This window comes from Ruegeria sp. CRTD044, from assembly GCF_059613485.1.
The window spans coordinates 349,162-373,907 of record NZ_JBXWSP010000016.1 but is presented as its reverse complement, the minus strand read 5'-3'; the positions used below and the strand labels follow the sequence as shown (position 1 = coordinate 373,907).

Genomic DNA, 24,746 nt, shown 5'->3' with positions numbered 1-24,746 from the left:
AGATGCTTGCAGCCAGCCAACCCTTGGGCCGCGCAATCCCGGAGGAGTTCATGGCCCGCCGTTTCGTCGATCTGTCCGTTCCGCTGGAAACCGGCATCGTGTCGGACCCGCCGATCATGCTGCCGCAGATCGAATACATGAACCACGACCAGACGGCCGAGCAGGTGATGGCCTTTTTCCCCGGCCTGAAGAAAGAGGACCTGCCGGGTGCCGAAGGCTGGGCCATCGAACGGCTGCAGATTGCCACCCATAACGGCACCCACCTGGACGCGCCGTACCATCACCATTCGACCATGAACCGGGGCGAGCGGGCGATCACCATTGACGAGGTGCCGCTGGAGTGGTGCATGAACCCGGGCGTGAAGCTGGATTTCCGGCATTTCGAGGATGGCTACGTCGTCACCGCCGCCGATGTCGCGGCCGAGTTGAAGCGGATCGGGCATGACCTGCGACCGCTGGATATCGTCGTGGTCAATACCTCGGCCGGCACCTGTTATGGCCAGCCGGATTACCTGATGAAAGGCTGCGGAATGGGGCGCGAAGCCACGCTGTACCTGACCGAGCGCGGCGTGCGCGTGACCGGCACCGACGCCTGGAGCTGGGACGCGCCCTTCCCGCTGACCGCGCAGGAATACGCGGAAACCCAGGATCCCTCGATCATCTGGGAGGGGCATCGCGCGTCGATGGAGATCGGCTATTGCCACATGGAGAAGCTGACCAATCTGGAAAGCCTGCCGCCCACGGGGTTCGAGATCTCGTGCTTTCCGTTCAAGATCAAGGGCGCCTCGGCCGGGTTCATCCGCGCGGTGGCGATCTTCGAGGAGGAAGACGACGAATGACCCGGCAAACCGAGCCCTTGGGCGGCCATGACGGGCCGTACCCTGCGCCGGTCGAAATCACCGGTTTCACGGTCCGTCCCGACTGGATCGACTATAACGGTCACATGAATGTGGGGTATTATGGCGTGGTGTTCGATCTGGCCTTTGAACGGCTGCTGGTCGATCATCTCGGCCTGGGCGAACCGCAGGTCGCGGCGCTGGAGCAGGGGCCGTACATCCTGCAGTCGCATCTGCATTTCCTGCGCGAGGTTCGCGAGGGCGAGGCATTGGTTTTCCGGTTTCGGATGCTGGACGCCGATCACAAGCGTGGTCACTATTTTGCGCAGATGGTGTCGGTCGAGGATGGCGTGGTCAGTGCAACCCAAGAGGCCCTGTTCATGAATGTCAGCCACACAACAGGCCGGTCGGAACCCTACCCGGACTGGGCTGCGGTGCGGCTGGCGCGAATGGTGTTCGACCATGCCGCATTGCCCCCCGAGCCGCAGATCGGCAGACCAATCGGCATTCGGCGCAAATAGCCTGAGAGTGGCCTTTGTTGCCAGAATTCCAGGAGCGGGTTACGCTGACCACCCGGTTCGGGCTTGGTCACGGGAGGGCAACCAAATGTGGATCCTGAGGAAATGCGCGCAGGCGCCAGCCTGCATATTGGCGGCATCGCTGATCGTCTTGCCTGCGTCAGCCGCTTTGGCGGACAAGAAAAAGGAAGAAGACGCGCTGAAGGGCGCCCTGATCGGCGCCGGCGTCGGAGCGTTGATTGGAGATGGCAAAGGCGCGGCCGCAGGTGCGGTTGTCGGTGCCATCATTGGGGCAAACCGCAAGTGACGGGGGTGTCCATGACTGACCGCCGTCAGAAAGGAGTCCTGATGCGACTGCTTGATTTCAAACCGGTTCTGGCTGGCTTGATCCTTCTCCCGTCCATCGGCACGGCGGACGAGGCCGCCGACCAGATGGCGCAAGACGCGCTTCCGCTGATGTACCACACCTGCGCTTCGGTCATCGAAGAGGCTGATGGGAATGATGAATACGTTTTCGACGTCGTCAGAAAGATGACCGCTCTTTCGATCTACAACCGTCAGGTTGATATCGAAGAGTTTGCATCCTCGGACGAAGAAAAGGCCAAGCTGCGTGAGGCTTTTCTTTCAGCGCTGACCGAAGGTTGCGCAGGCGATGAGGATGCCCTGTTGGGTGGTGTCGTCGACGATGCCGTTAAATCAACGCTTGGGCTGTAGGGGTCGGGCTCAATAGTGCGGTGGGCGCTCGTCGCCCAGAATGACCCCGCCGGATCCTTCCTGCGCACGTTCGGCTTCGCGCTGCATCAGCATCGCGACGTGGCGGGTCAGGCGATCGATCTCGTCCTGCTGCTTGGCGACGACCATGCTCAGGTCATCCACGGTGCGGGTCAGATGGGCAATTTTTTCTTCCAGATGCTGCATCGCTGGGGCTCCTGTGATCTGGTGCGGTCATACCGCTGTGGCGCGCGCAATGCCAGCGCTGGCTTGCCCCGACCCAGACCATGGGATAGACCGCGCGCGCAAGTGATGAAATCCCAAGGACGCCCCACATGGCCAAGCCCAAGAAACAGCCCCGCCCCAAGGCCGTCACGCCGAAAGGGTTCCGCGACTATTTCGGCCAGGAAGTCACGCAGCGCACCGAGATGCTGCGGACGATTGCGGACGTCTATCATCGCTATGGGTTTGATGCGCTGGAAAGCAGCGCCGTGGAAACGGTCGAAGCGCTGGGCAAGTTCCTGCCCGACGTCGATCGCCCGAACGAAGGCGTGTTCGCCTGGCAGGAGTTTGACGAGGGCGGCAACGGCGACTGGATGGCGCTGCGTTATGACCTGACCGCGCCGCTGGCCCGGGTCTATGCCCAACACCGAAACGACCTGCCCACACCCTATCGCCGCTATGCGATGGGTCCGGTCTGGCGCAACGAAAAGCCGGGGCCGGGGCGGTATCGCCAGTTCTATCAGTGTGATGCGGATACTGTGGGCACGGCCAGCATGGCTGCCGATGCCGAAATCTGCGCCATGCTGTCGGATACGCTGGAAACCGTGGGCATCCCGCGCGGCGACTATCTGGTGCGGGTCAACAACCGCAAGGTCCTCAACGGCGTGCTCGAGGCCATGGGCCTGGGCACGGACGCCGCGGCGCGCGATGACGTACTGCGCACCATCGACAAGTTCGACAAAGTGGGCGAGCAGGGCGTGCGCGAGTTGCTGACCAAGGGCCGGCTGGATGCTTCGGGCGCGTTCATCGAGGGTGTTGGCCTGTCCGACGATCAGGCCGAGCCGGTGATCGCCTTCCTGACCTCCAAGGCCGATGACACCGCCGGAACGCTGGCCAACCTGCGCTCGGCCGTGGGCGACAGCAAGATCGGCGCCGAAGGTATCTCCGAGCTGGAACAGATCGGCGAGTTGCTGGCCGCGGGCGGCTATGGCGCCGATCGCATTCAGATCGACCCCTCGGTTGTGCGAGGGCTGGGATACTACACCGGTCCGGTCTACGAGGCCGAGCTGACCTTCGAGATCTTCGACGAAAAGGGCCGCAAGCGGCAGTTCGGGTCTGTCTCGGGCGGCGGGCGCTACGATGATCTGGTCAAGCGCTTCACCGGGCAGGAAGTGCCCGCGACGGGCATCTCGATCGGGGTCGACCGGTTGCTGGCCGCGCTGCGCGAGAAAGGTCGGATCAAGTCACATGACACCGGGCCGGTCGTCGTGACCGTGATGGACCGGGACCGCATGGCCGACTACCAGGCGATGGTGGCCGAGCTGCGCAATGCCGGCATCCGCGCCGAGGTCTATCTGGGCAACCCAAAGAATTTCGGCAATCAGCTGAAATACGCAGACAAGCGGAACTCGCCCGTCGCGGTGATCGAGGGCGGGGACGAGAAGGACCGCGGCGTGGTTCAGATCAAGGACCTGATCCTGGGCGCCAAGATCGCCGAAAGCGCCACGCTTGAGGAATGGAAGGAACGCCCCAGCCAGTTCGAGGTACCGCGCGGCGATCTGGTCGCCAAGGTGCGCGAGATTCTGGACAGTCAGGACTGAGCCATGGCCAACCGATCCCAGATCCAGGCCCGGGCCGCGATGATGCGCGTGCGTTTCGAGGCCGCCGGGGCGCAGGTCGTCGACACGCCGCTGCTGCAATCGGCCGAGACGCTGCTGGACCTTTACGGCGAGGATATCCGCGCGCGGGCCTATGTCACCTCGGACGCGCTGCGCGGCGAACAGATGCTGCGCCCGGATTTCACCCTGCCGGTGGTGCAGATGCACATGCGCGACGGCGCTGAACCGGCGCGGTACACCTATTCGGGCGAGGTGTTCCGCCGTCAGGAACATGACCCCGACCGCGCCAATGAATACATCCAGGTGGGCTACGAGGTCTTTGACCGCGACGATCCGGCAGGGGCCGATGCCGAGGTGTTCTCGCTGTTTGCCCTGCAATTGCGCGGCCTGCCGCTGCGCGCGGCGACCGGCGACATCGGCATTCTGACCGCGGCCGTTCAGGGCCTGCGCACCTCCGACCAACGTAAGGCCGCGCTGATGCGCCACCTGTGGCGGCCGCGCCGGTTCCGGGCTCTGCTGGACCGGTTCGCGGGCCGCAAGCCCGAGCTGGACCACCGCGCCGCGTTGCTCGCGGCGGCCGACCCGATGGCCTGCGACGCGCCGGTGATCGGTAAGCGCCGACCGGCCGAGATTGCCGCCCGTATCGACGCCCTGCGCGCCGACCGCGACACGCCGCCGATTTCCGACACGGAAATGGCCGGGCTGGACTCGCTGCTGGGCGTGCGCGAGACCATGCCCTATGCGCTGGAGCACCTGCGCGATATCGCCGTCGATCTACCTCAGATCATCCCCGCGCTGGACCGGCTTGAAGCGCGGATCGCCGCCCTGCAGGCGCGTGGCGTTGATGTCGGCAAGCTGGATTTCGAAGCCTCGTATGGGCGCACCTCGATGGAATATTACGACGGGTTCGTTTTCGGCTTCTACGCCGAGCGCCGCCCCGACCTGCCGCCCATCGCCACCGGCGGGCGCTATGATGCGCTGACGCGGCAACTGGGCAACGGGGCCGAGATCCCGGCGGTGGGTGGCGTGCTGCGCCCCGACCTGATGCTGGAAATCGAGGAGGCGGGCCAATGACCCTGAAGCTGGGCGTGCCGTCCAAAGGGCGGCTGATGGAGAAAACCTTTGCCTGGTTCGCCCGCCACGGGATCGAGCTGTCGCGGGCCGGGTCCGACCGGGAATACGCAGGCAAGGTGGACGGGATCGAGGATGTCTCGCTGATCCTGCTGTCGGCCGGAGAGATCCCGCGCGAACTGGCTGCCGGCCGTATTCATCTGGGCGTGACCGGCACCGATCTGGTGCACGAGAAATTGCCACGCTGGGAACAGCAGGTTGAAGAAATCGCACCGCTGGGCTTTGGTCAGGCCGATCTGGTGATCGCGGTTCCGGTCTGCTGGGTCGATGTCGAGACGCTGGATGACCTGGATGCCGCCGCCGCCGCTTTTCGGGCCACGCATGGGCACCGCCTGCGGATCGCCACGAAGTACCACCGTATGGTGCGCGAGTTCCTGACCGATTCCGGGGTCGCCGATTATACGCTGGTCGACAGCCAGGGGGCGACCGAGGGCACGGTGATGAATGAAACCGCCGAGGCGATAGCTGACATCACCTCGACCGGTGAGACCTTGCGCGCCAACCACCTCAAGATCCTCTCGGACGGGTTGATCCTGCAATCGCAGGCCACTCTGTGGCGCAGCCGGGTTGCGGAATACGGGGCCACCGAAAAGGCTGCTCTGACAGAAGTGATGCGCCGTCTGGGCTGAGGTCAGAGGACGCCGATCTCAGCCAATGCGCGGTTCAGATCCTCGGGCAGGGCGTCGTCCTGCGCGCGGCTTTCGGGCAGGTCTGCGGGGCTGTCCTCGGGTTTCAGATAGCGCCAGCCCTGAAACGGTCGTTTCTGCGCGCCCTGAGTGCGGTGGACCTGCGGGTCCAGCACGATTGCGCAGCGGCGGATGCCATCCTCACCCGTCACCTCGTCCAACCGCAAAACCCGCTGGCGGCACTGGATGACACCCTTGATAACCCAGAAGATCGATCCGCCGTTCAGAATCTCGGCCTCGCGCTTGGGCCACATGCGGGTGATGTGGCGGGGCAGGCCATCCGGAAACCGCCGGCGATAACTGTCCTGCCAGGCGATCAGGCTGTCAACGCTCTCGGACCCGACCGAGAGTTTCACGAGGTTGATATAATTATCCACAGCTTTCCCACAGAGTCGTCCCACGGACTATCTTTATATTGTATCTTACCGTTGCGCGCTATCAAGCTGTTGTGGTTCGGCGCGGATTTGGTCTAATCTGGATGCCTCTTTCAAGACAGGGAATCACCAATGAGCCGCTTTGCCGCCCCCATCGCCGAGCAGATCTGGGACATGAAATACCGCTTCAAACAGGCGGATGGCACGCCGATCGACAAGTCGGTCGAGGATTCGTGGCGGCGGATTGCGCGCGATCTGGCACGGGTGGAAAAGGACCCCGCGCATTGGGAGCAGAAGTTCTACGAGGCGCTTGAGGACTTCAAATACCTGCCCGCCGGGCGGATCACGGCCGGAGCAGGCACCGCGCGGCAGGTGACCCTGTTCAACTGTTTCGTCATGGGCACGATCCCCGACAGCATGGGTGGTATTTTCGACATGCTGAAAGAGGCCGCGCTGACCATGCAGCAAGGCGGGGGGATCGGCTATGATTTCTCGACCATCCGGCCGCGCGGCGCGGATGTGCACGGGGTGGCCGCCGATGCCTCGGGGCCGCTGTCGTTCATGGATGTGTGGGACGCCATGTGCCGCACCATCATGTCGGCGGGCTCGCGCCGGGGCGCGATGATGGCGACCATGCGCTGCGACCATCCGGATATCGAACAGTTCATCACCGCCAAGTCCGACCCGGCCCGGTTGCGCATGTTCAACATGTCGGTGCTGGTGACCGATGCCTTCATGGAGGCGGTCAAGGCCGATGCTTCGTGGGATCTGGTCTTTGACGGCAAGGTCTATCACACGGTGCAGGCCCGCGATCTGTGGAACAAGATCATGCAGGCCACCTATGACTATGCCGAGCCGGGCGTGATCTTCATCGACCGGATCAACCAGTCCAACAACCTGAGCTATGCCGAGACCATCGCCGCCACCAACCCGTGCGGCGAACAGCCCCTGCCGCCGTATGGCGCCTGTCTGTTGGGTTCGATCAATCTGGCCCGGCTGGTGTCGGCGCCGTTCGAAGACGCGGCCCATCTGGACGAGGCGGCGTTGCAGGAACTTGTCGCAACGGCCGTTCGCATGATGGACAACGTGGTGGATGCCTCGAAATTCCCGCTGCCGCAGCAGGCCGCCGAGGCGCAGGCCAAGCGCCGTATCGGTCTGGGCGTGACCGGGCTGGCGGATGCTCTGTTGATGCTGGGCCTGCGCTATGGCTCGGACGAGGCGGCGCGTCAGACCGAGCGCTGGTTGCACGCGATCGCCCGCGCCGCGTATCTGGCGTCGGTCGACTTGGCCAAGGAAAAAGGGGCCTTTCCCCTGTTCGATGCCGAGAAATACCTTGCCAGCGGCACCATGCAGCAGATGGATGACGATGTACGCCAGGCCATCCGCGACCATGGGATCCGCAATGCGCTACTGACCTCGATCGCACCAACGGGGACGATCTCGCTCTATGCGGGCAACGTGTCGTCGGGGATCGAGCCGGTCTTTGCCTATGCCTACACCCGCAAGGTGCTGCAGAAGGACGGCTCGCGCACCGAGGAAGAGGTGGTGGACTATGCCGTTCAGATGTGGCGCGACAAGTTCGGCGACGTGGAACTGCCCGACTATTTCGTGAACGCCCAGACCCTGACCCCGGCTGAGCATGTCAAGATGCAGGCAGCCGCCCAGAAATGGATCGACAGCTCGATCTCGAAGACGATCAACTGCCCCGAGGACATCTCGTTCGATGCTTTCAAGGACGTGTACATGCAGGCTTGGGATATGGGCTGCAAAGGCTGCACCACCTATCGCCCGAATGATGTGACGGGATCGGTGCTGACCGTCTCGGAAAGCGACGACAAGGTGCCGGGCGAAAGCGCCGATGCCCCGCACGAGGTGGACGGTGGCGACGTGATCTACATGTCCGAACCGCTGGACCGCCCGCAATCTCTGGAAGGGTCGACCTACAAGTTGAAATGGCCCGACAGCGAGCACGCGATCTATCTGACGATCAACGACATCGTCATCGGTGGTCGGCGGCGTCCGTTCGAAGTGTTCATCAACTCGAAGAACATGGAGCATTACGCCTGGACGCTGGCCCTGACCCGGATGATCTCGGCCGTATTCCGGCGGGGCGGGGACGTGTCCTTTGTGGTCGAAGAACTGAAGGCCGTGTTCGATCCGCGTGGCGGGGCCTGGGTGCAGGGCAAGTACATCCCGTCGATCCTGGCGGCGATCGGCGGCGTGATCGAGCAGCACATGATCGCGATCGGGTTCCTTGAGGGCGAGGGCATGGGCCTGAAATCCGACCCGAAGGCGCAGGTGGTCAACATGGACGCACCACGCGGCAAGGCCTGCCCGTCCTGCGGCCAGTATGACATGGTGATGATCGAGGGCTGCATGACCTGCCGCAGCTGCGGACACTCGAAATGCGGTTGACGAATGCCATATAACTGTCGTTAAAGTTGTATTGTGTTTCGCCGGAGTCTCAATTTGATTTGACTCTCCGGCAACATTCTCGTGAAAGCTGCAATTCCGTCTCTTTTCCGCCGGATTCATCGTTGATACACCGCTAATGTACGGGGTGATGAGTTTGAAAGGTCGGGCGGGCAGATGACAGCCGGGTATAACGGTCGCGTAGCAGTATTTTGGTCCCAGACGGAAATTGACGGGCTTGAAGCAGCGCCTGTGGCAGATTTGGCCATTGGAGCGTCTTGGTCGTGGCATGGGTGCATGACACGCTTGCCGGAGTGTGACGCGGAATATTCCGTACAGACTGGACATGATCAGGCGTTGATGGCGTTGGCCGGGCATGGCCCCGAAGCCGCAACGCTGAAGCCGATCGCCACGCTTGCAGTTATCTCATTGACGAATGGGGCGCAGACCTACGAGGCCGAGTTGACGTTGGTCGAAGGTCAGAAGGACGCGGTTTTTCTGTTCCAAAATGGCTGCCCCGCGCGGGGTCACGACTTCTGGGTGTGCGCCGTCGAAGAATATGCCGACGCAAGCCAATCGGGTGCTGGCAACGTTGTTTCCTTCCCCACGCATCGCAGGTCAACGGAGCAAACGTTGGTTCTTGCGCCGCACATGACGGCGACCGCCGCTGAATAAACGGCCCATTCCCTAGGAACTATTTCTTCGTCCACGCATCGCAGCATGTTGACTCTGGTCTGTCCGCAGATATAAGCGCGGCTTCATTGGTGTTGGTGGCCCTCGCAAGGGGATGCCTGTCATGGGGGAAACCTCAAGAGGACAACGCCCTTCATAGTGGCCTATCAGGGCCTCGACCTTAAGAAGGAGATCAGCCGTGACCAAACGCACGTCTGCCAAGCACAAAATCGACCGCCGGATGGGCGAAAACATCTGGGGTCGCCCGAAATCCCCGGTCAACCGTCGTGAATACGGCCCCGGCCAGCATGGTCAGCGCCGCAAAGGCAAACTTTCGGACTTCGGTCTGCAGCTTCGCGCCAAGCAGAAGCTGAAAGGCTACTACGGCGACCTGACCGAGAAGCAGTTCCGCCGCATCTATGCCGAAGCCGTACGTGTGAACGGCGACACTGGTGAAAACCTGATCGGCCTGCTGGAGCGCCGTCTGGACGCTGTTGTTTACCGCGCCAAATTCGTGCCGACAGTGTTCGCCGCACGTCAGTTCGTGAACCACGGCCACGTCAAGGTGAACGGCAAGCGGGTGAACATCCCCAGCTACCGCGTCAAAGAAGGCGACGTGATCGAGGTCCGCGACAAGTCCAAGCAACTGGCCGTCGTTCTGGAAGCCGTTGGCCTGGCCGAGCGTGATGTTCCGGACTACCTGGAAGTTGACCACTCGAAGATGACCGCGACCTTCGTGCGCACCCCGTCGCTGGGCGACGTGCCGTACCCGGTCATGATGGAACCGAACCTGGTCGTCGAATTCTACGCGAAGAACTGATCTTCGCGGACAGTTTCAGAAAACGGGCCGTACCTGCGAAGGTGCGGCCCTTTTTCATGGCACACACTCAGATCGGCAAAGGGCGGTCTTCTGCGATCGCCTCCATCGCGAAATACGATGTCACGCTGTCCAGTTCGACCTTCTCGATCAGGCGCTGATAGACCTTGTCATAACTCGCCATATCCTGCGTCACGACCCGTAGCTGATAGTCGTAGTCGCCGCCGATCCGGTGGAAATCCACGACTTCCGGAATGGTCAGGACATGGCTGCGAAAGGCCTGCAGCCACTCGGCCGAGTGGTGCCGGGTCCGCAGCATCACGAAGACCACCAAGTTCAGCCCCAGTTTTTCGCGCGCGATCCGGGCTGTCGACCCTGTCAGGACGCCTGCGTCGTTCAGCGCCTTCAACCGCCGCCAGCAGGCGTTTTGCGACAGGCCGACTCGCTCGGCCAGTTCGCGTTGGGAAAGGGTCGCGTCCTTTTGCAGTTCGCGCAGGAGGCGCTTGTCAATTTGATCTATCTTTTCATTCATTTCAGATCATATGACCCAGAACTTTAATAATTCAAGCAAAGATAGGTGAAGTTTATTCAGCTCAAGTAGATCATATTGGAGGTGCAATATGGAGCCAATGACATGACCCTGTCCCATTTTCGTGCAGAAATCCAAGCCGCCACTCACAATTCGACCCTGCGCGACGGGCTGATCGGAGAGAACGTTCTGATCCCGGGTCTGCATGGGGACGTGCCGCTTGTGTACGCGGACTACGTTGCCTCGGGCCGCGCATTGCGGCAGGTCGAGGATTTTGTGGCCCAGCATGTGTTGCCTTTCTATGCGAACAGCCACACCGAGGCCTCCTATTGCGGTTCCTACATGACGCGACTGCGCCGCGAGGCGCGCGCGGAAATAGCCCGCATCGTTGGCGCGAGGGGAGATGACGCGGTGATCTTCACCGGGTCTGGTGCCACTGCGGGACTCAACCGGCTGGTCAGTTTGATGGGAGTGCAAGAGGCTGACCGGCCGGTTGTCTTGATTGGTCCGTACGAGCACCATTCGAACATCCTGCCCTGGCGTGAGAGCAAGGCGCAGGTCATCGAGATCCCCGAAGGCCCCGAGGGCGGGCCTGACATGGCGGTGCTGGAAAAGGCGCTGATCGACCATTCGGCCTCGGATCTGGTGATCGGGTCATTTTCGGCGGCGTCGAATGTCACGGGCGTGATCACCGACCCTGATCCGGTGACACGACTGTTGAAACGGCACGGGGCGCGCGCGGTCTGGGACTACGCAGGGGGCGGGCCCTACCTGCCGATGGACATGGGGCCGGACGATGCGCGCAAGGATGCCATCGTCGTGTCTCCTCACAAGTTTCCGGGCGGGCCGGGGGCTTCGGGTGTTCTGGTCGTGAACCAGAGCGCCGTGCGCCGCACCTGTCCCAGCTGGCCAGGCGGGGGCACGGTCAGCTTCGTTTCGCCCTGGCGCCACGACTACAGCACCGATCTGGCCACCCGCGAAGAGGCGGGAACCCCGAACGTGATCGGCGACATCCGCGCGGCCCTGGCCTTCATCGTCAAGGATGCCGTGGGCACCGACGAGATCGCCCGGCGCGAGGCGCTGTACAACCGCATGGCGTTGGATGGGTGGCGTGACAACCCGAACCTGACCCTGCTGGGTGTGGATCACCCGCACCGCCTGCCGATCTTTTCCTTCCTGGTGCGCGACACTGCAGGGCAACCGGTGCACCAACAGCTGTTCACCCGGATGCTCAGCGACATCTACGGCATTCAGGCGCGCGGCGGGTGTGCCTGCGCCGGCCCCTATGCGCATCGGCTGCTGGGCATCGACAAGGCGGCCTCGGAGGCGCTGCACGCGGCGTTGTCGGCCGGTGAAGAGATGAAGAAACCGGGTTGGGTGCGGCTGAACTTCTCGTACATGATGAACGAGGACACGGTTCAGTTCATCATCGACAGCGTCAATGACCTCTCGCGCCGTACGCAGGAATACACCCCGTTCTACGCCGCCGATCCGGCAACCGCCCGCTTCAAGGCGGCGTGACGGAATTGCCGCTTTTCCCAAGGCCTTGAGACCTGTATGAGGGGCGCAACCAACGGAGCCCCTCATGAACAAGATCACCCCGCAACCCGGCATCATGGATATCGCGCTGTATCAGGGCGGTCAGTCGCATGTCGAGGGCGTGGAAAACGTCATCAAGCTGAGTTCCAACGAAAACCCCTTTGGCCCCAGCCCCAAGGCGATCGAAGCCGTGCGCGAAAGTGCCACGATGCTGCATCGCTATCCGGTGACCGATCACTACAACCTGCGCGCCGCGATCGGCGAGCGGCACGGGCTGGACCCCGACCGGATCATTTGTGGCGTGGGCAGTGACGAAGTGCTGCAATTCGTGGCCCAGGCCTATGCCGGGCCGGGGGACGAGGTGATCCATACCGAGCACGGCTTCTCGATGTATCCGATCATCGCCCGCATGGCCGGCGCGACCCCGGTCGAGGTGCCCGAGCGCGACCGCAAGGTCGATGTCGATGCGATCCTGGCCGCAGTGACTGACCGTACCCGCATCGTGTTCGTGACCAACCCGGGCAATCCGACCTCGACCATGATCTCGGACGCCGAGCTGACGCGCTTGGCCGAGGGCCTGCCGCAGACCTGCCTGATGGTCCTGGATGGCGCCTACGCGGAATTCGTACCGGGCTTTGACGGCGGCGCCGGTCTGGTGGACCGGTTCGACAACGTGATCATGACCCGGACCTTCTCGAAGATTTACGGGCTTGGCGGCATGCGGGTCGGCTGGGGCTATGCGCATCGCGAAATCATCGACGTGCTGAACCGCGTGCGCCAGCCCTTCAACCTGTCGCTGACGGCCATCGCCGCGGCCGAGGCCGCCGTGGCCGATGTGGAATATGTCGAATTCTGCCGGGCCGAAAACACGCGCCTGCGCGAATGGCTGTCGGCCGAGTTGGCCAAGATCGGCGTTCCGTCCGATACGTCCTGCACCAATTTCATCCTCGCGCGGTTCGCGGATCAGGCCGAGGCCGAGGCCTGCGACGCCTATCTGCAATCGAAAGGTTTGATCGTGCGCCGGGTTGCGGGCTACAAGCTGCCCAACGCTCTGCGGATCACCGTGGGCGACGAAAAGGCCTGTCGCCGCGTGGTTGCGGCCATCACCGCGTTCAAAGGGGGCGCCGCATGAGCCAGATCTATGACCGCGTGGCGCTGATCGGGTTGGGCCTGATCGCCTCGTCGATGTACTGGGCGGTCAAGCGCGCCGGGTTGGCGGGCGAGGTGACTGGCTATGCCAGGTCCGAGGCCACCCGCGACACTGCGCGGCGCATCGGGCTGTGCGACCGGGTCTGCGACACCGCGCAAGAGGCGGTCGAGGGTGCCGATCTGGTCGTGCTCTGCGTGCCGGTGGGCGCAATGGGCTCCGTCGCCAAGGACATCGCGCCGGTGCTCAAGCCCGGCGCGACCGTTTCGGATGTAGGCTCGGTCAAACGTCACGTCATTGAAGAGGTTGGCCCGCATATTCCTGAAGGCGTGCATTTCGTGCCCGCCCACCCGCTGGCCGGGACCGAGCATTCCGGCCCCGAATCCGGCTTTGCTGAGCTGTTCGACAACCGCTGGTGCCTGCTGGTTCCGGTCGAAGGGTCTGACCCCGAGGCCATCGCCCGCCTGCGCGCCCTGTGGGAAGGGATGGGGTCGAATGTCGACGAGATGGATGCCGATCACCACGATCTGGTTCTGGCCGTCACCAGCCACGCGCCGCACCTGATCGCCTATACGATGGTGGGCGTCGCCGACGACCTGCGGCGCGTCACCGACTCCGAGGTCATCAAGTACTCTGCCGCCGGTTTCCGTGATTTCACCCGGATCGCGGCCTCGGACCCAACCATGTGGCGCGACGTGTTCCTGACCAACAAGGACGCGACGCTGGAAATCCTCGGCCGTTTCACCGAAGAGCTGTTTGCCCTGCAGCGTGCGATCCGTACGGGCGACGGTCAGCACCTGTTCGACTACTTTACCCACACCAGGGCGATCCGGCGCGGCATCATCGACGCGGGTCAGGACACCGACGCTCCTGATTTCGGGCGTGTGAAGGCCAAGTCATGAAACTGATCAAAGGCAAAGCCTTGTCGATGATTGCGGTGGTTTGGGCCGGCGCAGCCACTGCATCGGCCCCAGACACATCACTGGTTCCGGTTGCGCGGCCATCCCCGGCGGCAGAGCTGGTGCAGGCCGCTTATGTCCCGGCAAGTCCGGCGACGCCGATCGCTGTGCCTGCGAAGATGCGACCCGCGGTGCGGTCCGTATCCCCTCAGGTCTTAGCCGTGGCGGCGCGCCCGGCCGACCTTCCGCTGCTTGGACCGGATACCTCGCTCAAACCCTATCTGCGGCCCGAGGCGTTGGAACAGCAAGTCCTGTTCAAAAAGCGAAAACTGCGCAAAGGATCAGTGTGCGGTGATATCGCCATTCAGGGCAAGGCCGTGGGCTCGGTTCCGGGCAAGATCAAAGCCTGCGGGATCAAGGATGCCGTCCAGATCACATCGGTGTCGGGCGTGGTTCTCAGCCGCCCATCCACGATGGATTGCGGTACGGCGATCGCCTTGAACAAATGGGTCGACAAGACCGTCAAGCCGACGTTCAAACGGCGCGGTCCAGTGGTCGAATTGCAGGTTGCCGCACATTACGCTTGCCGTACCCGGAACAACCGGAAAGGTGCAAGGATCTCGGAGCATGGCAAGGGTCGGGCTATTGATATCTCTGGGTTCAAAATGGCCGATGGCGAGGTGGTGACAGTTCTGGACGGTTGGCGTAAAAACCCCTCGAAGAAGCAGCTGACCAAGATCTGGCGCGGGGCGTGCGGGCCCTTCGGCACGGTGCTGGGCCCGAATTCAGACCGCTATCACCAGAACCATTTCCACCTTGATACCGCCCGTTACCGCAGCGGACCCTACTGCCGCTAACGCAGGATCAGACGCGGGGCCGGCCCCAACGGCAACGGTCCCAAAGCCACGAATCCGTCGCGGAAATTCAGCTGTAGGTCCAGCGCGTTGGGGTTGCCCCCCAGGCCGGCCAGCAGGTTCAACGCCCGCGTGACCGGATCAACGGCCTGATCGGGCAGGGCACCTGCAGCATTGGCCATGGCAATCATGTCACGCCAGTTCTCGGCTTTGACCGCAATCTCTCCGACCGGAATGCCCTGTTCATCAACCTCCAGTTCGCCGGTTGCAAACAGACGCAATTCGCCCCATTGCACCTCGGCCAGATGCAGGTCGATCAAACGAGGTTGAGGGCGACGTTCTTCCAGCGCGGAGCGGTCCCAGGTTTTGTCGAAGGTGACATTCATGTCCAGTTCAAGCGTCTCGAAGGCTTGGGGCAGCGAAGCCGCCGTTCGCATCAGCGCGCGCAGGTCTTCACCGGGCGTGAAGGCATCCGAACTGACCCCGATCGCATAGCTCTCGGGCTGGGTGCCTTGTTCCATGACCAGGGCAAGTGACTGACCGGCAGCCATGTCGGTTCCGTCCTGGGTCACCGACCAGTTGCCCGATGTCAGGGCCATCTTCTCCAACTCCAACGCGACGCCCGGACGCAGGTTCAGTTCCGCCTGAAGGCTGTCTGCCAGAATGATTGCGGTCTGGTCGAAATAGGACAGCCGCTGCTGCGTATCCGCAAAGCGCAAGATCTGTCGTCCGGGCCAGATGGCGGGGCTTTCGAATTCGATCCAATCCGCGCTCCAGGCTGTTCCATTCACCGCATCGGCCAGCGCGACACTGTTCAAGCGGGTCACGTGGTGCAGCGGAAACCCGGCGATTTCCACGTCGGAATAGTCGGCCTGCCATCCAAGATCCTGCTGATGCGCGAACCAACCGGTGATGGCGCTGCGCAGCCCATACCCGGCTATGGCCCAATACCCGCCCCAGAGGATGGTCAGAAATATGAACACTCGTACCAGTCGGCGCATCGCAAATGGCCCTTTTTCCTGCCTTGGAATTGATGTTTATAGGCCTAAACGGGCAAGGACCAGAACTATGACGATGTGGGTATTCGGATACGGGTCGCTGTTGTGGAATCCGGGCTTTCCTGTGGCCCGGCGCGAGCAGGCGACACTTCACGGCTATGCGCGGTCATTTTGCATGCGGTCGATCCATCACCGCGGAACCGAGGAAAACCCCGGACTTGTCCTGGCCTTGGACGAACACCCGGATGCCCATTGCAAGGGCTTGGCGCTGGCGGTCGAACCAGGCCATGAGGAACGCACCCTTGAGGAACTGCGCGAGCGCGAATTGATCTCGTCAGCCTATGTGGAGAAGATGCTGGACGTGCATCTGGACAGTGGCCAGACGGTGACGGCAGTGACTTATGTGATCGATCCCGACCACGTGCAGTATTGCGGGGGCCTGCCGCTGGAGGAGCAGGCGCAAATCATCGCGCAGGCCGTGGGCGGCCGCGGCCCCAACCCCGAGTATCTTTACAATACCGCTGAACACCTGTCCGAGATCGGGTTGCACGACCCGGATCTTGAGTGGTTGGCGCAACGGGTGCGCAGCTTGACCGCATAAACCTTTGGCTTTGCCACCAGATTTTCGATAGATTCGCCTCAGAGCAGGCAAAACCGGGAAAGACGCGCATGGCGCATGTACAGCAGGGCGCGAGACCGCATTTCTCGCAACCGATCCGTCAAATCGTGATGATGCTGATCGCCATCGGGCTGTCGGGCCTGGGCGTGTTCATGGCTCTGCCCTACGTGCTGCCGGTTTTTTATGCCAACCCCTATCTGAACGGATTCATCCTGCTGGTCTTCGTCATCGGCGTGGTGGCCTGTTTCTATCAGGTGACCCAGTTGATCGGTTCGGTTCGCTGGATCGAAGCGTTCGTGGGCGGCGTCGTGCGCGAAGACGCTCGTACACCGCAGCTGTTGGCCCCTTTGGCGTCGCTGCTTCGCGCACGCGGGGCGAAATCGCAGATCAGCTCGACATCGACCCGGTCGATCCTGGATTCGGTCGCGGAACGGGTCGAGGAAGAGCGGGAATTCACCCGTTACATCACCAACGTACTGATCTATCTGGGTCTTCTGGGCACATTCTTCGGCTTGGCAACAACGGTTCCTGCAATTGTCGACACCATTCGCAGCCTGAACCCCCAAGAGGGCGAAGAAGGCCTGGCCGTATTCAATCGCCTGATGAGTGGCCTCGAATCCCAGCTGCAAGGCATGGGCGTGGCGTTCGGGTCCTCTCTGTTGGGGCTTGCCGGATCGCTGATCGTGGGTTTGCTCGAACTGTTCGCCGGCCACGGGCAGAACCGTTTCTACCGTGAGCTTGAGGAATGGCTGTCGTCGATCACGCGCGTCGGATTTGCCGCCGGAGACGAAGGTGGTGCGGAACTGGCGGTGCTGACCCCGGTCCTTGATGCCATGTCCGAGCAGATGGACGCGCTGCAGGATCTGTTCGCGGCCCAAGAGTCGGATCGCGCCGAGGTATCGGCCAAGCTGGGTGCATTGGTCGATGTCATCGCGGACATGAACCAGCGACAGGCGGAAACCGAAGGGGTCACCGCCGCGCTTGAGCGGATCGCGTTGGGGCAGGACGCGCTGCTGGATCACATGCGTGAACATGGTGCGGGCGAGGGGATCGACGCCGAAAGCCGGATGCGGCTGCGGTCGATGGACGTGCAGCTTCTGCGCATTCTCGAAGAAATCTCGGCCGGTCGCCAGGACAGCATGAACGAACTGCGCAAGGATTTCGAACTGCTGGTCAAGGCGCTGACGCTTCCGCGCGGGGCGGCGCGCCATACACCGGGCGGAGAATAACACATGGCCCTGTCTCGTCGAACCGGTCAGCGTTTCCAGGGCTCGGTCTGGCCCGGCTTCGTTGATGCGATCACGGGGCTGCTTATGGTCATGACCTTTGTGCTGACCATTTTCATGGTCGTGCAGTTCGTGCTGCGCGAAACCATCTCCGGACAGGAAGACGAATTGACGGCCCTGTCGGACGAAGTGGCCGCCCTTGCGGATGCTTTGGGCCTGGAAGAGCGCGAGAACAGCCGCCTGCAGGCCCGGTTGGGGGCACTGAACACCACGCTGTCGCAGGCCGAAGAAGATCTGAGCCAGGCGCAGGCCTTGATCTCTTCTCTGACCTCGGAGCGTGACCAGCGCGCGGCCGAGTTGGAAGAGGCGCAGACTCGTATCACAGGGTTCGAAGCGCAAGTCGCCGCGCTTTTGGCTGATCAGGCGCGTGCGCAGGGCGATATTGCCGAATTGGATTCCCAACGCGAGCAACTGCTGTCCGAGCAGGAGGCATTGAACCTAGCCTTGGCCCAAACCCGTGCGGAGGTGGATGCCCAGGCCGAGGCTGCACGGCTGGCGGCTGCACGCCGCGAAGCGCTGGAGGCCTTGGTAGCCGACCTTGAGCAAGCGGACAGCGCGCGCGCGGCGCAGATCGCGGAATTGCAAAGCCAGTTGTCCGAAGAGGAAGCCGCCCGCGTCGCCGAGGCTGCTGCCGCTGAGGCGCTGCGCAACAGATTGCAGAATGCGGATGCCGAATTGACGGCCATGACCCTGGCACTGGAAGAACAGCGCAAACAGGCCGAGGAAACACTGACACTGTTGGCCGCCGCTCAGACGGCCAAGGCCGAGCTTGAGCGGCAATTCGGTGAGTTGAATGACGAGGAGCTCAAGGCTCAGCTTGAAGCAGCCCTTGCGGCGCGAACCGAAGCCGAGGCCGAGGCCGAAAGTCAGCGGACGCTGGCCGAGCAGCGTGACGCCTTGCTTGCCGTTGCCCGGGAAACGATCGCCACCGAAAAGGCTCTTTCCGCCAAGGCGCAACGCCAGACGGCCCTGTTGAATCAGCAGATCGCCGCATTGCGCGGCCAATTGGGGTCGTTGCAGGCGCTGCTGGATGACTACAAAGACAGGAATGCTGAGGCCGAGGTGCAAATTCAGACCCTTGGTCAGGACCTGAACGCGGCCCTTGCCCGGGCCGCGTCCGAAGAACGGCGCCGCCGCCTGCTGGAAGAGGCCGAACGTGTCCGTCTGGAAGCTGAGGCCGAGAAGCTGGCCGGTCAGAATCAGGAACTTACGGCGCAGGCCGAAGACCTGCAGCGGTACCGCTCCGAGTTCTTTGGTCGCCTGCGCGACGTGTTGGGCAACCAGGAAGGCGTTCGGATCGAGGGCGACCGCTTCGTATTCTCATCCGAGGTGCTGTTCCCACCCGGTTCGGCGGTTCTGTCCGAGGATGGCCGGCGCGAGGTCGCGAAAGTGGCGGGCATTCTGCGCGGGATTGCGGCGGACATTCCGCCCGAATTGAACTGGGTCATCCGGGTCGACGGTCACACGGACAATATCCCGCTGAACGGAACAGGACGGTATCGAGACAACTGGGAGCTCAGCCAAGGGCGGGCGCTGTCGGTCGTGCGCTACATGGTCGAACAGTTGGGCATTCCGCCGGAACGCCTGTCAGCAAACGGATTCGGCGAGTTTCAACCTGTCGATACGGCGGACACTCCGGAAGCGCGGGCAAAGAACCGCCGCATCGAATTGAAGCTGACCGAACGCTAAGCCAGTGTCAGCGCGGCCCGAAGCGGAAGCTGGGATCGGGTGTGCCCGCAAAACAGCGTGGAACAACCGGGTAGTCGTCGGTCAGAAAATACGCGTAGGTGCCCGAAGGAAACGCGGCCGAGACGGTCATGGCACCATTGCATTCGTCGAGCGCTCCAAGTCCTGCCACGAACTCGTAGTCTTCGTTGAACGTTCCATCATGTCGTCCGTCAGGGGCGGCGCCGCCAGGGCGCTGGCCGGCCTTCAGCCGGTAGGAAGAGGTCATTTGCGTGACATTGCCGCCCACCAAACCGGTTCGGGCGTAAATCGGAAACCCGTCCGCTGCATACCCGATCAACGGAGAGTGTTCTTTCGGTGACCAGCCCTGCATTTCGATCAGGCCGGTCGGAACCCCGTGGTAGTGATACTTTCCGCTTGGCTGGACATGTGCGAAATTGGCATCGAGTCCAAGCGCGATCGCGCCGCCCAAGGCATTGTAGGACCAGCCCGACCGGGGATCGCCGTGCCAGAATTCAGCGGCCAGTGGGTCAAAGACGACCCCAGTGAGAGTCACGCCAAAGTTCCACCCCATGCGCAGAGGCGTCCGGGTTGCACTCGCCCTCGGAACGGCCGGCACGCTCAACTTGACCGGCTGCTCGGCGATATGATGCGGGTTGTCTTTGTTCGGAAAGCGACCGACCAGATGATTGGGGATGCCATTGCCGGTAATCGACAAGGTGCGGCCTTGTTCGGTGATCTCTGATCTGTTGACGCCTGAGTTGACGGTCGCCGGTTCCAGGTTCAACGGTTGGGCGCGGGTTTCGTCATGAAAGCGAAACCGATGCTGGGCAGAGGCGATTACGCCGACGACCGAGGCCGCGAAGGCGATGCTCCAAATGACGGCGATTTTTCTGGACACTGTGCTGCTCCACTCCAAAGGCTTTGGTTTGAAACGTGGCGCGCAGCGGTTTCCGTCGCTGGGAACTGTCTTTTTTGGAGGATACTGGCAGGAGAGGGGGCGGCCACTCACGAAATCGCCCGGCAGAACTGGCTGCCGGGCGATGAGACTTGTTTGATTGGATCGAACTCTAATCCGCGGTGAGCAGCGGCGGCTTGTCGCCCGAGATCCGCGGATTGTCGGGGCCGACAATCTCGAGATCCAGATCGCCTTTCTTGACCGAGACCCGCACAACACCGCCCTTGGCCAGCTTTCCGAACAGCAGTTCTTCGGCCAACGGTTTCTTGATGTGTTCCTGGATGACCCGGCCCAGCGGCCGTGCGCCCATCTTGTCGTCATACCCCTTGTCGGCCAGCCACTCGGCGGCTTTCGGAGTCAGGTCGATGGTCACGCCACGATCCAGCAGTTGCGCCTCAAGCTGCAGGACGAATTTTTCGACCACTTGCAGGATGACCTCTTTGGGCAGCGGCGCGAACGAGATTACCGCGTCCAAACGGTTGCGGAATTCAGGCGTAAACATCCGTTCGATTGCGGCGGTATCTTCACCCTCACGCCGGTCGCGGGCAAAGCCGATTGCGGCCTTGGCCTGTTCCTGCGCACCTGCGTTCGAGGTCATGATCAACACCACGTTGCGGAAATTCACCGTGCGGCCGTTGTGATCGGTCAGTTCGCCGTGGTCCATCACCTGCAGCAGGATGTTGAACACATCAGGGTGGGCCTTCTCGATCTCGTCCAGCAGCAGCACGCAATGCGGGTGCTGGTCGACGCCATCGGTCAGCAGTCCGCCCTGATCAAATCCGACATAGCCTGGAGGCGCACCGATCAGACGGCTGACCGCGTGTTTCTCCATGTATTCCGACATGTCGAAGCGCAGCAGTTCCACGCCGAGCGTATCGGCCAGTTGCTTGGCGACTTCGGTTTTGCCCACACCGGTCGGGCCAGCGAACAGGTAGTTGCCGATCGGTTTTTCCGGCTCGCGCAGACCGGCCCGCGCCAGCTTGATTGCGCTGGACAGAGCCTCGATTGCCTGGTCCTGCCCGAACACCACCCGTTTCAACGAGTTCTCAAGGTCCTTCAGAACCTCTGCATCGTCCTTGGTGACGTTCTTGGGCGGAATGCGCGCGATCTTGGCCACCACGGCCTCGATCTCCTTAACGCCGATGGTTTTGCGCCGCTTGCTTTCCGCGACCAGATGCTGGGCCGCACCGGCCTCGTCGATCACGTCGATCGCCTTGTCGGGCAGCTTGCGGTCGTTGATGTAACGCGCAGACAGCTCGACCGCGGTCTTGATCGCGTCGGCGGTGTATTTGATGTCGTGATGCTCTTCGAAATAGGGCTTGAGACCGCGTAGAATCTTCACGCTGTCCTCGACCGAGGGTTCGTTCACGTCGATCTTCTGGAACCGACGCGACAGCGCGCGGTCCTTCTCGAAATGCTGGCGGAACTCTTTGTAGGTGGTCGAGCCCATGGTGCGCAGCTTGCCGCCCTGCAACGCAGGCTTCAGCAGGTTCGAGGCATCCATGGCGCCGCCCGAAGTTGCACCCGCACCGATCACGGTGTGAATCTCATCGATGAACAGCACGGCGTCGGGGTGATCCTCAAGCTCGGTCACCACGGCCTTGAGCCGTTCTTCGAAATCGCCGCGATAGCGCGTGCCGGCCAGCAATGCGCCCATGTCCAGCGAATAGATGGTCGTGTTCGACAGAACCTCGGGCGCGTCGCCCTGAACGATCTTGTAGGCCAGGCCTTCCGCAATCGCCGTCTTGCCCACGCCCGGATCACCCACCAGCAGCGGGTTGTTCTTGCGGCGGCGGCACAGAACTTGGATGCACCGCTCGACCTCGTCGGCGCGACCGATCAGAGGGTCTACATCGCCGGCGCGGGACTTGGCGTTCAGGTCCACGCAATACTTGCCCAACGCGCTTTCCTTCTGGTCGGCGTCACCGGAGGCGTTCTGCGCTTCCTCTTCACCCTGATCGGCGCCGGTCACCGGACGATTTTCACCAAATGCCGGGTCTTTGGCGACGCCGTGGGCGATGAAATTCACCGCGTCATAACGCGTCATGTCCTGCTCTTGCAGGAAGTATGCCGCGTTGCTTTCCCGTTCGGCAAAGATGGCCACCAGAACATTCGCCCCGGTCACCTCGGTCCGGCCCGAGCTTTGCACATGAATCGCGGCGCGCTGTATAACACGCTGGAACGCGGCTGTCGGTACGGCTTCGGACCCGTCGATGTCTGTTACCAGATTGGACAAATCCTCGTCGATGAACTCGACGAGAGAGCTGCGCAATTCGTCTAGATCCACGCTACACGCCTTCATGACGCGCACCGCATCGGGTTCTTCCAGCAGCGCCAGCAGCAGATGCTCCAGCGTTGCGAATTCGTGACGCCGTTCGTTTGCAGCAGCCAGGGCCGCGTGAATGGCTTGTTCCAGTGTGCTCGAGAATGAAGGCACGCGGGTGCTCCTCTGTATTGGGCCGGGAGGGGTTCGAGTATTGGCCGGATCCCCATCCCAACCATGACCTCATACTATTAGAGTTTGGTTGATCATGGCGCGGCTTCAAGGGTTTTCTTTCACTTGACAGTCACATTTAATGTGACCGTGGCCGTGAAGAAGACCAATTAGGCATCAGAAGCGGTCTTTTCTACCCCGGATCTCGGCAAAAACCGCGACCGGGTCAGCCCCCACCATTCCAAGCTGCGCCTGAATCTTGGGATCAGTGGCGCGCAGGAACGGATTGGTCGCCTTTTCCTCGCCCAGATTTGACGGCACGGTCGCGCGGCCCTCTGCCCTTGCCTGATCGATCTCATGCACTCGTTGCAGCAGCGCTGTGTTGTCAGGATCAATGGTCACCGCAAACCGGGCGTTTGACTGGGTGTATTCGTGACCCGAGCAGACCGACGTCTCGTCGGGCAAAGCAGCGAGTTTCGAAAGCGAGGTCCACATTTTCTTCGCGTCGCCTTCGAACAAGCGCCCGCATCCCAGCGCCATCAGGCTGTCGGCCGTGAACACCACCGCACTTTGCGGCAAATAATAGGCCACATGTCCCACCGTATGCCCCGAGACATCCAGGACCTCGACAGGTTCGCCCCCAATCTCGAACCGGTCTCCGTCGGCGACCTGTTTGTCTAGGGGAGGAAGCCGGTGAGCGTCGGCCGCCGCACCAATCACCTGTGCTGGGTGCTGCTCGAGGATGCCCGGCAAGCCGTCGACGTGATCCCAGTGGTGATGGGTCAGAAGGACATGGCTCAGGCGCCAGCCGCGTGCGGTCAATTCGGCCAGAATTGGCCCGGCCTCCGGGGCGTCGACCAGGGCCGTCTGTCCGCTTGCCGGGTCATGTGCCAGAAAAGCATAGTTGTCGGAAAGGCAGGGGATGGTGACGATCTCAAGAGGCATGGCCTTTTGCCCTTTCGTTGCTAAACTGCGCTCAGCTAAGCCGATCGACCGGGGATCTGCAATGCATCTTGATGTGCAGGATCTTAGGAACTTCTATTACCGCAGCACGCTGGGGCGTGCGGCGCAGGCTGCCATTCGTGGCCGGCTGATCGAACTGTGGCCCGAGGCCAAGGGCCAGACGGTGGCCGGATTCGGCTTTGCGGTGCCTCTGTTGCGCCCTTATCTTGCTGACGCGCGGCGTGTCATCGGCCTGATGCCCGGACCGCAAGGGGTGATGCCTTGGCCCGCCGGTATGCAGAATGTATCGGTGCTGACCGAGGAAACCCAGTGGCCGATCGAAACCGGTCATGTGGACAAGCTGGTGGTCATGCACGGGCTCGAGACCTCGGAACGGCCCAGTCAACTGCTTGAAGAGTGCTGGCGTGTTCTTGGGCCCGGCGGTCGGGCGGTGTTTGTCGTTCCCAATCGGGCCGGGCTTTGGTCCCGAACGGACCGAACGCCCTTTGGCTACGGACATCCGTATTCGGCAACGCAATTGGAGAACCAGCTGCGCGCACATCATTTCGTACCCGAGATGCACTGTTCCGCGCTTTACCTGCCGCCCTCCTTCCGGCGGTTCTGGCTGCGCTCGGGTGGGTTGATCGAAAAGACGGGGCAGCGGATCCCGACCATCATGGCCGGTGGTGTTCTGATGGTCGAAGCCAGCAAGCTTGTCCGGCCACCACGCGGCAGCGTGACCAAGGATGCCGAAAAACGCCCCATCAAAGCGCTGGACGGATTGTTGAAGCCGGCGTGAACCGGCGCGCATCCACGAGCGCGGGATCCCCGGAAACATGAGGGAAAAAGGCCACAGG

The 24,746-nt window shown here is 62.3% G+C and carries 25 protein-coding genes; 18 read left to right on the top strand and 7 right to left on the bottom strand.

The features are described from left to right. Window positions 1–50: 50 nt before the first annotated feature. The 4 genes from AC2FNL_RS14230 (at window position 51) to AC2FNL_RS14215 (ending at window position 2,068) form a co-directional block, all read left to right on the top strand. Window positions 51–839, top strand: coding sequence for a cyclase family protein (locus tag AC2FNL_RS14230; protein ID WP_093965022.1), 789 nt, complete (start codon window positions 51–53; stop codon window positions 837–839). Continuing rightward, window positions 836–1,357: a thioesterase family protein gene (locus tag AC2FNL_RS14225; RefSeq protein ID WP_496834039.1), complete on the top strand. Its 522-nt coding sequence runs from the start codon at window positions 836–838 to the stop codon at window positions 1,355–1,357. Before AC2FNL_RS14230 ends, AC2FNL_RS14225 begins: the two co-directional genes overlap by 4 nt. Before the next feature lie 85 nt (window positions 1,358–1,442). Then, complete coding sequence (locus tag AC2FNL_RS14220; protein ID WP_244952316.1) at window positions 1,443–1,661, top strand: YMGG-like glycine zipper-containing protein; 219 nt, start codon at window positions 1,443–1,445, stop codon at window positions 1,659–1,661. Window positions 1,662–1,702: 41 nt separating this feature from the next. Further along, a complete protein-coding gene (locus AC2FNL_RS14215; RefSeq protein WP_496834038.1) occupies window positions 1,703–2,068 on the top strand; it encodes a hypothetical protein in 366 nt (121 codons plus the stop codon). A 9-nt stretch (window positions 2,069–2,077) separates the two neighbouring features. Here AC2FNL_RS14215 and AC2FNL_RS14210 read toward each other — a convergent pair whose 3' ends face one another. After that, window positions 2,078–2,272, bottom strand: a complete 195-nt coding sequence (locus AC2FNL_RS14210) for a SlyX family protein (protein ID WP_093964614.1) — start codon at window positions 2,270–2,272, stop codon at window positions 2,078–2,080. Window positions 2,273–2,400: 128 nt separating this feature from the next. Here AC2FNL_RS14210 and hisS point away from each other — a divergent pair, with 128 nt between their 5' ends. The 3 genes from hisS to hisG are packed head-to-tail and all read left to right on the top strand — an operon-like array spanning window position 2,401 to window position 5,666. Continuing rightward, complete coding sequence (gene hisS / locus AC2FNL_RS14205) at window positions 2,401–3,888, top strand: histidine--tRNA ligase (RefSeq protein WP_093964615.1); 1,488 nt, start codon at window positions 2,401–2,403, stop codon at window positions 3,886–3,888. Between the two features lie 3 nt (window positions 3,889–3,891). Then, the gene (locus tag AC2FNL_RS14200; RefSeq protein WP_093964616.1) at window positions 3,892–4,980 is read left to right on the top strand and encodes an ATP phosphoribosyltransferase regulatory subunit; all 1,089 of its coding nucleotides are present in this window, start codon (window positions 3,892–3,894) and stop codon (window positions 4,978–4,980) included. Further along, a complete protein-coding gene (gene hisG, locus AC2FNL_RS14195; protein WP_093964617.1) occupies window positions 4,977–5,666 on the top strand; it encodes an ATP phosphoribosyltransferase in 690 nt (229 codons plus the stop codon). The genes AC2FNL_RS14200 and hisG overlap by 4 nt, the downstream gene beginning before the upstream one ends. A 2-nt stretch (window positions 5,667–5,668) precedes the next feature. Here the strand turns inward: hisG and AC2FNL_RS14190 are convergent, their stop codons facing one another. Next, entirely contained in the window at window positions 5,669–6,100 is a 432-nt protein-coding gene (locus AC2FNL_RS14190; RefSeq protein ID WP_496834037.1) for a DUF1489 family protein, read from the bottom strand. A 129-nt stretch (window positions 6,101–6,229) separates the two neighbouring features. On the opposite strand from AC2FNL_RS14190, the gene AC2FNL_RS14185 reads away from it, so the two are divergent. The 3 genes from AC2FNL_RS14185 to rpsD all read left to right on the top strand — a co-directional run bounded on the left by AC2FNL_RS14185 (window position 6,230) and on the right by rpsD (window position 10,001). After that, entirely contained in the window at window positions 6,230–8,512 is a 2,283-nt protein-coding gene (locus tag AC2FNL_RS14185) for an adenosylcobalamin-dependent ribonucleoside-diphosphate reductase (RefSeq protein WP_496834036.1), read from the top strand. Between the two features lie 294 nt (window positions 8,513–8,806). Then, the gene (locus AC2FNL_RS14180) at window positions 8,807–9,184 is read left to right on the top strand and encodes a hypothetical protein (RefSeq protein WP_496834035.1); all 378 of its coding nucleotides are present in this window, start codon (window positions 8,807–8,809) and stop codon (window positions 9,182–9,184) included. A 196-nt stretch (window positions 9,185–9,380) separates the two neighbouring features. Next, window positions 9,381–10,001, top strand: a complete 621-nt coding sequence (gene rpsD / locus AC2FNL_RS14175; protein WP_093964621.1) for a 30S ribosomal protein S4 — start codon at window positions 9,381–9,383, stop codon at window positions 9,999–10,001. Between the two features lie 67 nt (window positions 10,002–10,068). Here rpsD and AC2FNL_RS14170 read toward each other — a convergent pair whose 3' ends face one another. Beyond that, window positions 10,069–10,530 carry an Lrp/AsnC family transcriptional regulator gene (locus tag AC2FNL_RS14170; protein WP_496834034.1) on the bottom strand — a complete coding sequence of 154 codons (462 nt, stop codon included), beginning with the start codon at window positions 10,528–10,530 and terminating at the stop codon, window positions 10,069–10,071. A 102-nt stretch (window positions 10,531–10,632) separates the two neighbouring features. Between AC2FNL_RS14170 and AC2FNL_RS14165 the strand changes: the two genes are divergently transcribed. The 4 genes from AC2FNL_RS14165 (at window position 10,633) to AC2FNL_RS14150 (ending at window position 14,969) form a co-directional block, all read left to right on the top strand. Further along, window positions 10,633–12,048, top strand: a complete 1,416-nt coding sequence (locus tag AC2FNL_RS14165) for an aminotransferase class V-fold PLP-dependent enzyme (protein ID WP_496834033.1) — start codon at window positions 10,633–10,635, stop codon at window positions 12,046–12,048. Window positions 12,049–12,112: 64 nt separating this feature from the next. Continuing rightward, on the top strand, window positions 12,113–13,198 hold the full coding sequence (gene hisC / locus AC2FNL_RS14160) for a histidinol-phosphate transaminase (RefSeq protein ID WP_496834032.1): 1,086 nt from the start codon (window positions 12,113–12,115) through the stop codon (window positions 13,196–13,198). Further along, window positions 13,195–14,115, top strand: a complete 921-nt coding sequence (locus AC2FNL_RS14155) for a prephenate/arogenate dehydrogenase family protein (protein ID WP_496834031.1) — start codon at window positions 13,195–13,197, stop codon at window positions 14,113–14,115. Before hisC ends, AC2FNL_RS14155 begins: the two co-directional genes overlap by 4 nt. Continuing rightward, window positions 14,112–14,969, top strand: coding sequence for an extensin-like domain-containing protein (locus AC2FNL_RS14150; RefSeq protein ID WP_093964625.1), 858 nt, complete (start codon window positions 14,112–14,114; stop codon window positions 14,967–14,969). Before AC2FNL_RS14155 ends, AC2FNL_RS14150 begins: the two co-directional genes overlap by 4 nt. On the opposite strand, the gene AC2FNL_RS14145 is transcribed toward AC2FNL_RS14150, so the two are convergent. After that, window positions 14,966–15,967: a DUF2125 domain-containing protein gene (locus AC2FNL_RS14145; RefSeq protein WP_496834030.1), complete on the bottom strand. Its 1,002-nt coding sequence runs from the start codon at window positions 15,965–15,967 to the stop codon at window positions 14,966–14,968. The genes AC2FNL_RS14150 and AC2FNL_RS14145 overlap by 4 nt on opposite strands. A 67-nt stretch (window positions 15,968–16,034) precedes the next feature. On the opposite strand from AC2FNL_RS14145, the gene AC2FNL_RS14140 reads away from it, so the two are divergent. The 3 genes from AC2FNL_RS14140 (at window position 16,035) to AC2FNL_RS14130 (ending at window position 19,558) form a co-directional block, all read left to right on the top strand. Next, the gene (locus tag AC2FNL_RS14140; protein WP_093964627.1) at window positions 16,035–16,565 is read left to right on the top strand and encodes a gamma-glutamylcyclotransferase; all 531 of its coding nucleotides are present in this window, start codon (window positions 16,035–16,037) and stop codon (window positions 16,563–16,565) included. 68 nt (window positions 16,566–16,633) lie between these two features. Beyond that, entirely contained in the window at window positions 16,634–17,812 is a 1,179-nt protein-coding gene (locus tag AC2FNL_RS14135) for a biopolymer transporter ExbB (RefSeq protein WP_093964628.1), read from the top strand. A gap of 3 nt (window positions 17,813–17,815) precedes the next feature. Further along, a complete protein-coding gene (locus AC2FNL_RS14130; protein ID WP_496834029.1) occupies window positions 17,816–19,558 on the top strand; it encodes a peptidoglycan -binding protein in 1,743 nt (580 codons plus the stop codon). A gap of 7 nt (window positions 19,559–19,565) precedes the next feature. Here the strand turns inward: AC2FNL_RS14130 and AC2FNL_RS14125 are convergent, their stop codons facing one another. The 3 genes from AC2FNL_RS14125 to gloB form a co-directional block, all read right to left on the bottom strand. Beyond that, complete coding sequence (locus AC2FNL_RS14125) at window positions 19,566–20,456, bottom strand: YHYH protein (RefSeq protein WP_496834028.1); 891 nt, start codon at window positions 20,454–20,456, stop codon at window positions 19,566–19,568. Between the two features lie 169 nt (window positions 20,457–20,625). Then, the gene (clpA, locus tag AC2FNL_RS14120) at window positions 20,626–22,950 is read right to left on the bottom strand and encodes an ATP-dependent Clp protease ATP-binding subunit ClpA (protein ID WP_093964631.1); all 2,325 of its coding nucleotides are present in this window, start codon (window positions 22,948–22,950) and stop codon (window positions 20,626–20,628) included. A gap of 174 nt (window positions 22,951–23,124) precedes the next feature. Next, on the bottom strand, window positions 23,125–23,892 hold the full coding sequence (gloB, locus tag AC2FNL_RS14115) for a hydroxyacylglutathione hydrolase (RefSeq protein ID WP_496834027.1): 768 nt from the start codon (window positions 23,890–23,892) through the stop codon (window positions 23,125–23,127). 61 nt (window positions 23,893–23,953) lie between these two features. Between gloB and AC2FNL_RS14110 the strand changes: the two genes are divergently transcribed. Beyond that, window positions 23,954–24,688, top strand: coding sequence for a class I SAM-dependent methyltransferase (locus AC2FNL_RS14110; RefSeq protein WP_496834026.1), 735 nt, complete (start codon window positions 23,954–23,956; stop codon window positions 24,686–24,688). Window positions 24,689–24,746: the final 58 nt, after the last annotated feature.

What these genes read in the sequence shown, in the direction of transcription:
- AC2FNL_RS14230 (WP_093965022.1), top strand. Translation starts at nt 51, where the DNA reads ATGGCCCGCCGTTTCGTCGATCTGTCCGTTCCGCTGGAAACCGGCATC.
- AC2FNL_RS14225 (WP_496834039.1), top strand. Translation starts at nt 836, where the DNA reads ATGACCCGGCAAACCGAGCCCTTGGGCGGCCATGACGGGCCGTACCCT.
- AC2FNL_RS14220 (WP_244952316.1), top strand. Translation starts at nt 1,443, where the DNA reads ATGTGGATCCTGAGGAAATGCGCGCAGGCGCCAGCCTGCATATTGGCG.
- AC2FNL_RS14215 (WP_496834038.1), top strand. Translation starts at nt 1,703, where the DNA reads ATGCGACTGCTTGATTTCAAACCGGTTCTGGCTGGCTTGATCCTTCTC.
- AC2FNL_RS14210 (WP_093964614.1), bottom strand. Translation starts at nt 2,272, where the DNA reads ATGCAGCATCTGGAAGAAAAAATTGCCCATCTGACCCGCACCGTGGAT.
- hisS (WP_093964615.1), top strand. Translation starts at nt 2,401, where the DNA reads ATGGCCAAGCCCAAGAAACAGCCCCGCCCCAAGGCCGTCACGCCGAAA.
- AC2FNL_RS14200 (WP_093964616.1), top strand. Translation starts at nt 3,892, where the DNA reads ATGGCCAACCGATCCCAGATCCAGGCCCGGGCCGCGATGATGCGCGTG.
- hisG (WP_093964617.1), top strand. Translation starts at nt 4,977, where the DNA reads ATGACCCTGAAGCTGGGCGTGCCGTCCAAAGGGCGGCTGATGGAGAAA.
- AC2FNL_RS14185 (WP_496834036.1), top strand. Translation starts at nt 6,230, where the DNA reads ATGAGCCGCTTTGCCGCCCCCATCGCCGAGCAGATCTGGGACATGAAA.
- AC2FNL_RS14180 (WP_496834035.1), top strand. Translation starts at nt 8,807, where the DNA reads ATGACACGCTTGCCGGAGTGTGACGCGGAATATTCCGTACAGACTGGA.
- AC2FNL_RS14170 (WP_496834034.1), bottom strand. Translation starts at nt 10,530, where the DNA reads ATGAATGAAAAGATAGATCAAATTGACAAGCGCCTCCTGCGCGAACTG.
- AC2FNL_RS14165 (WP_496834033.1), top strand. Translation starts at nt 10,633, where the DNA reads ATGACCCTGTCCCATTTTCGTGCAGAAATCCAAGCCGCCACTCACAAT.
- hisC (WP_496834032.1), top strand. Translation starts at nt 12,113, where the DNA reads ATGAACAAGATCACCCCGCAACCCGGCATCATGGATATCGCGCTGTAT.
- AC2FNL_RS14155 (WP_496834031.1), top strand. Translation starts at nt 13,195, where the DNA reads ATGAGCCAGATCTATGACCGCGTGGCGCTGATCGGGTTGGGCCTGATC.
- AC2FNL_RS14150 (WP_093964625.1), top strand. Translation starts at nt 14,112, where the DNA reads ATGAAACTGATCAAAGGCAAAGCCTTGTCGATGATTGCGGTGGTTTGG.
- AC2FNL_RS14145 (WP_496834030.1), bottom strand. Translation starts at nt 15,967, where the DNA reads ATGCGCCGACTGGTACGAGTGTTCATATTTCTGACCATCCTCTGGGGC.
- AC2FNL_RS14140 (WP_093964627.1), top strand. Translation starts at nt 16,035, where the DNA reads ATGACGATGTGGGTATTCGGATACGGGTCGCTGTTGTGGAATCCGGGC.
- AC2FNL_RS14135 (WP_093964628.1), top strand. Translation starts at nt 16,634, where the DNA reads ATGGCGCATGTACAGCAGGGCGCGAGACCGCATTTCTCGCAACCGATC.
- AC2FNL_RS14130 (WP_496834029.1), top strand. Translation starts at nt 17,816, where the DNA reads ATGGCCCTGTCTCGTCGAACCGGTCAGCGTTTCCAGGGCTCGGTCTGG.
- gloB (WP_496834027.1), bottom strand. Translation starts at nt 23,892, where the DNA reads ATGCCTCTTGAGATCGTCACCATCCCCTGCCTTTCCGACAACTATGCT.
- AC2FNL_RS14110 (WP_496834026.1), top strand. Translation starts at nt 23,954, where the DNA reads ATGCATCTTGATGTGCAGGATCTTAGGAACTTCTATTACCGCAGCACG.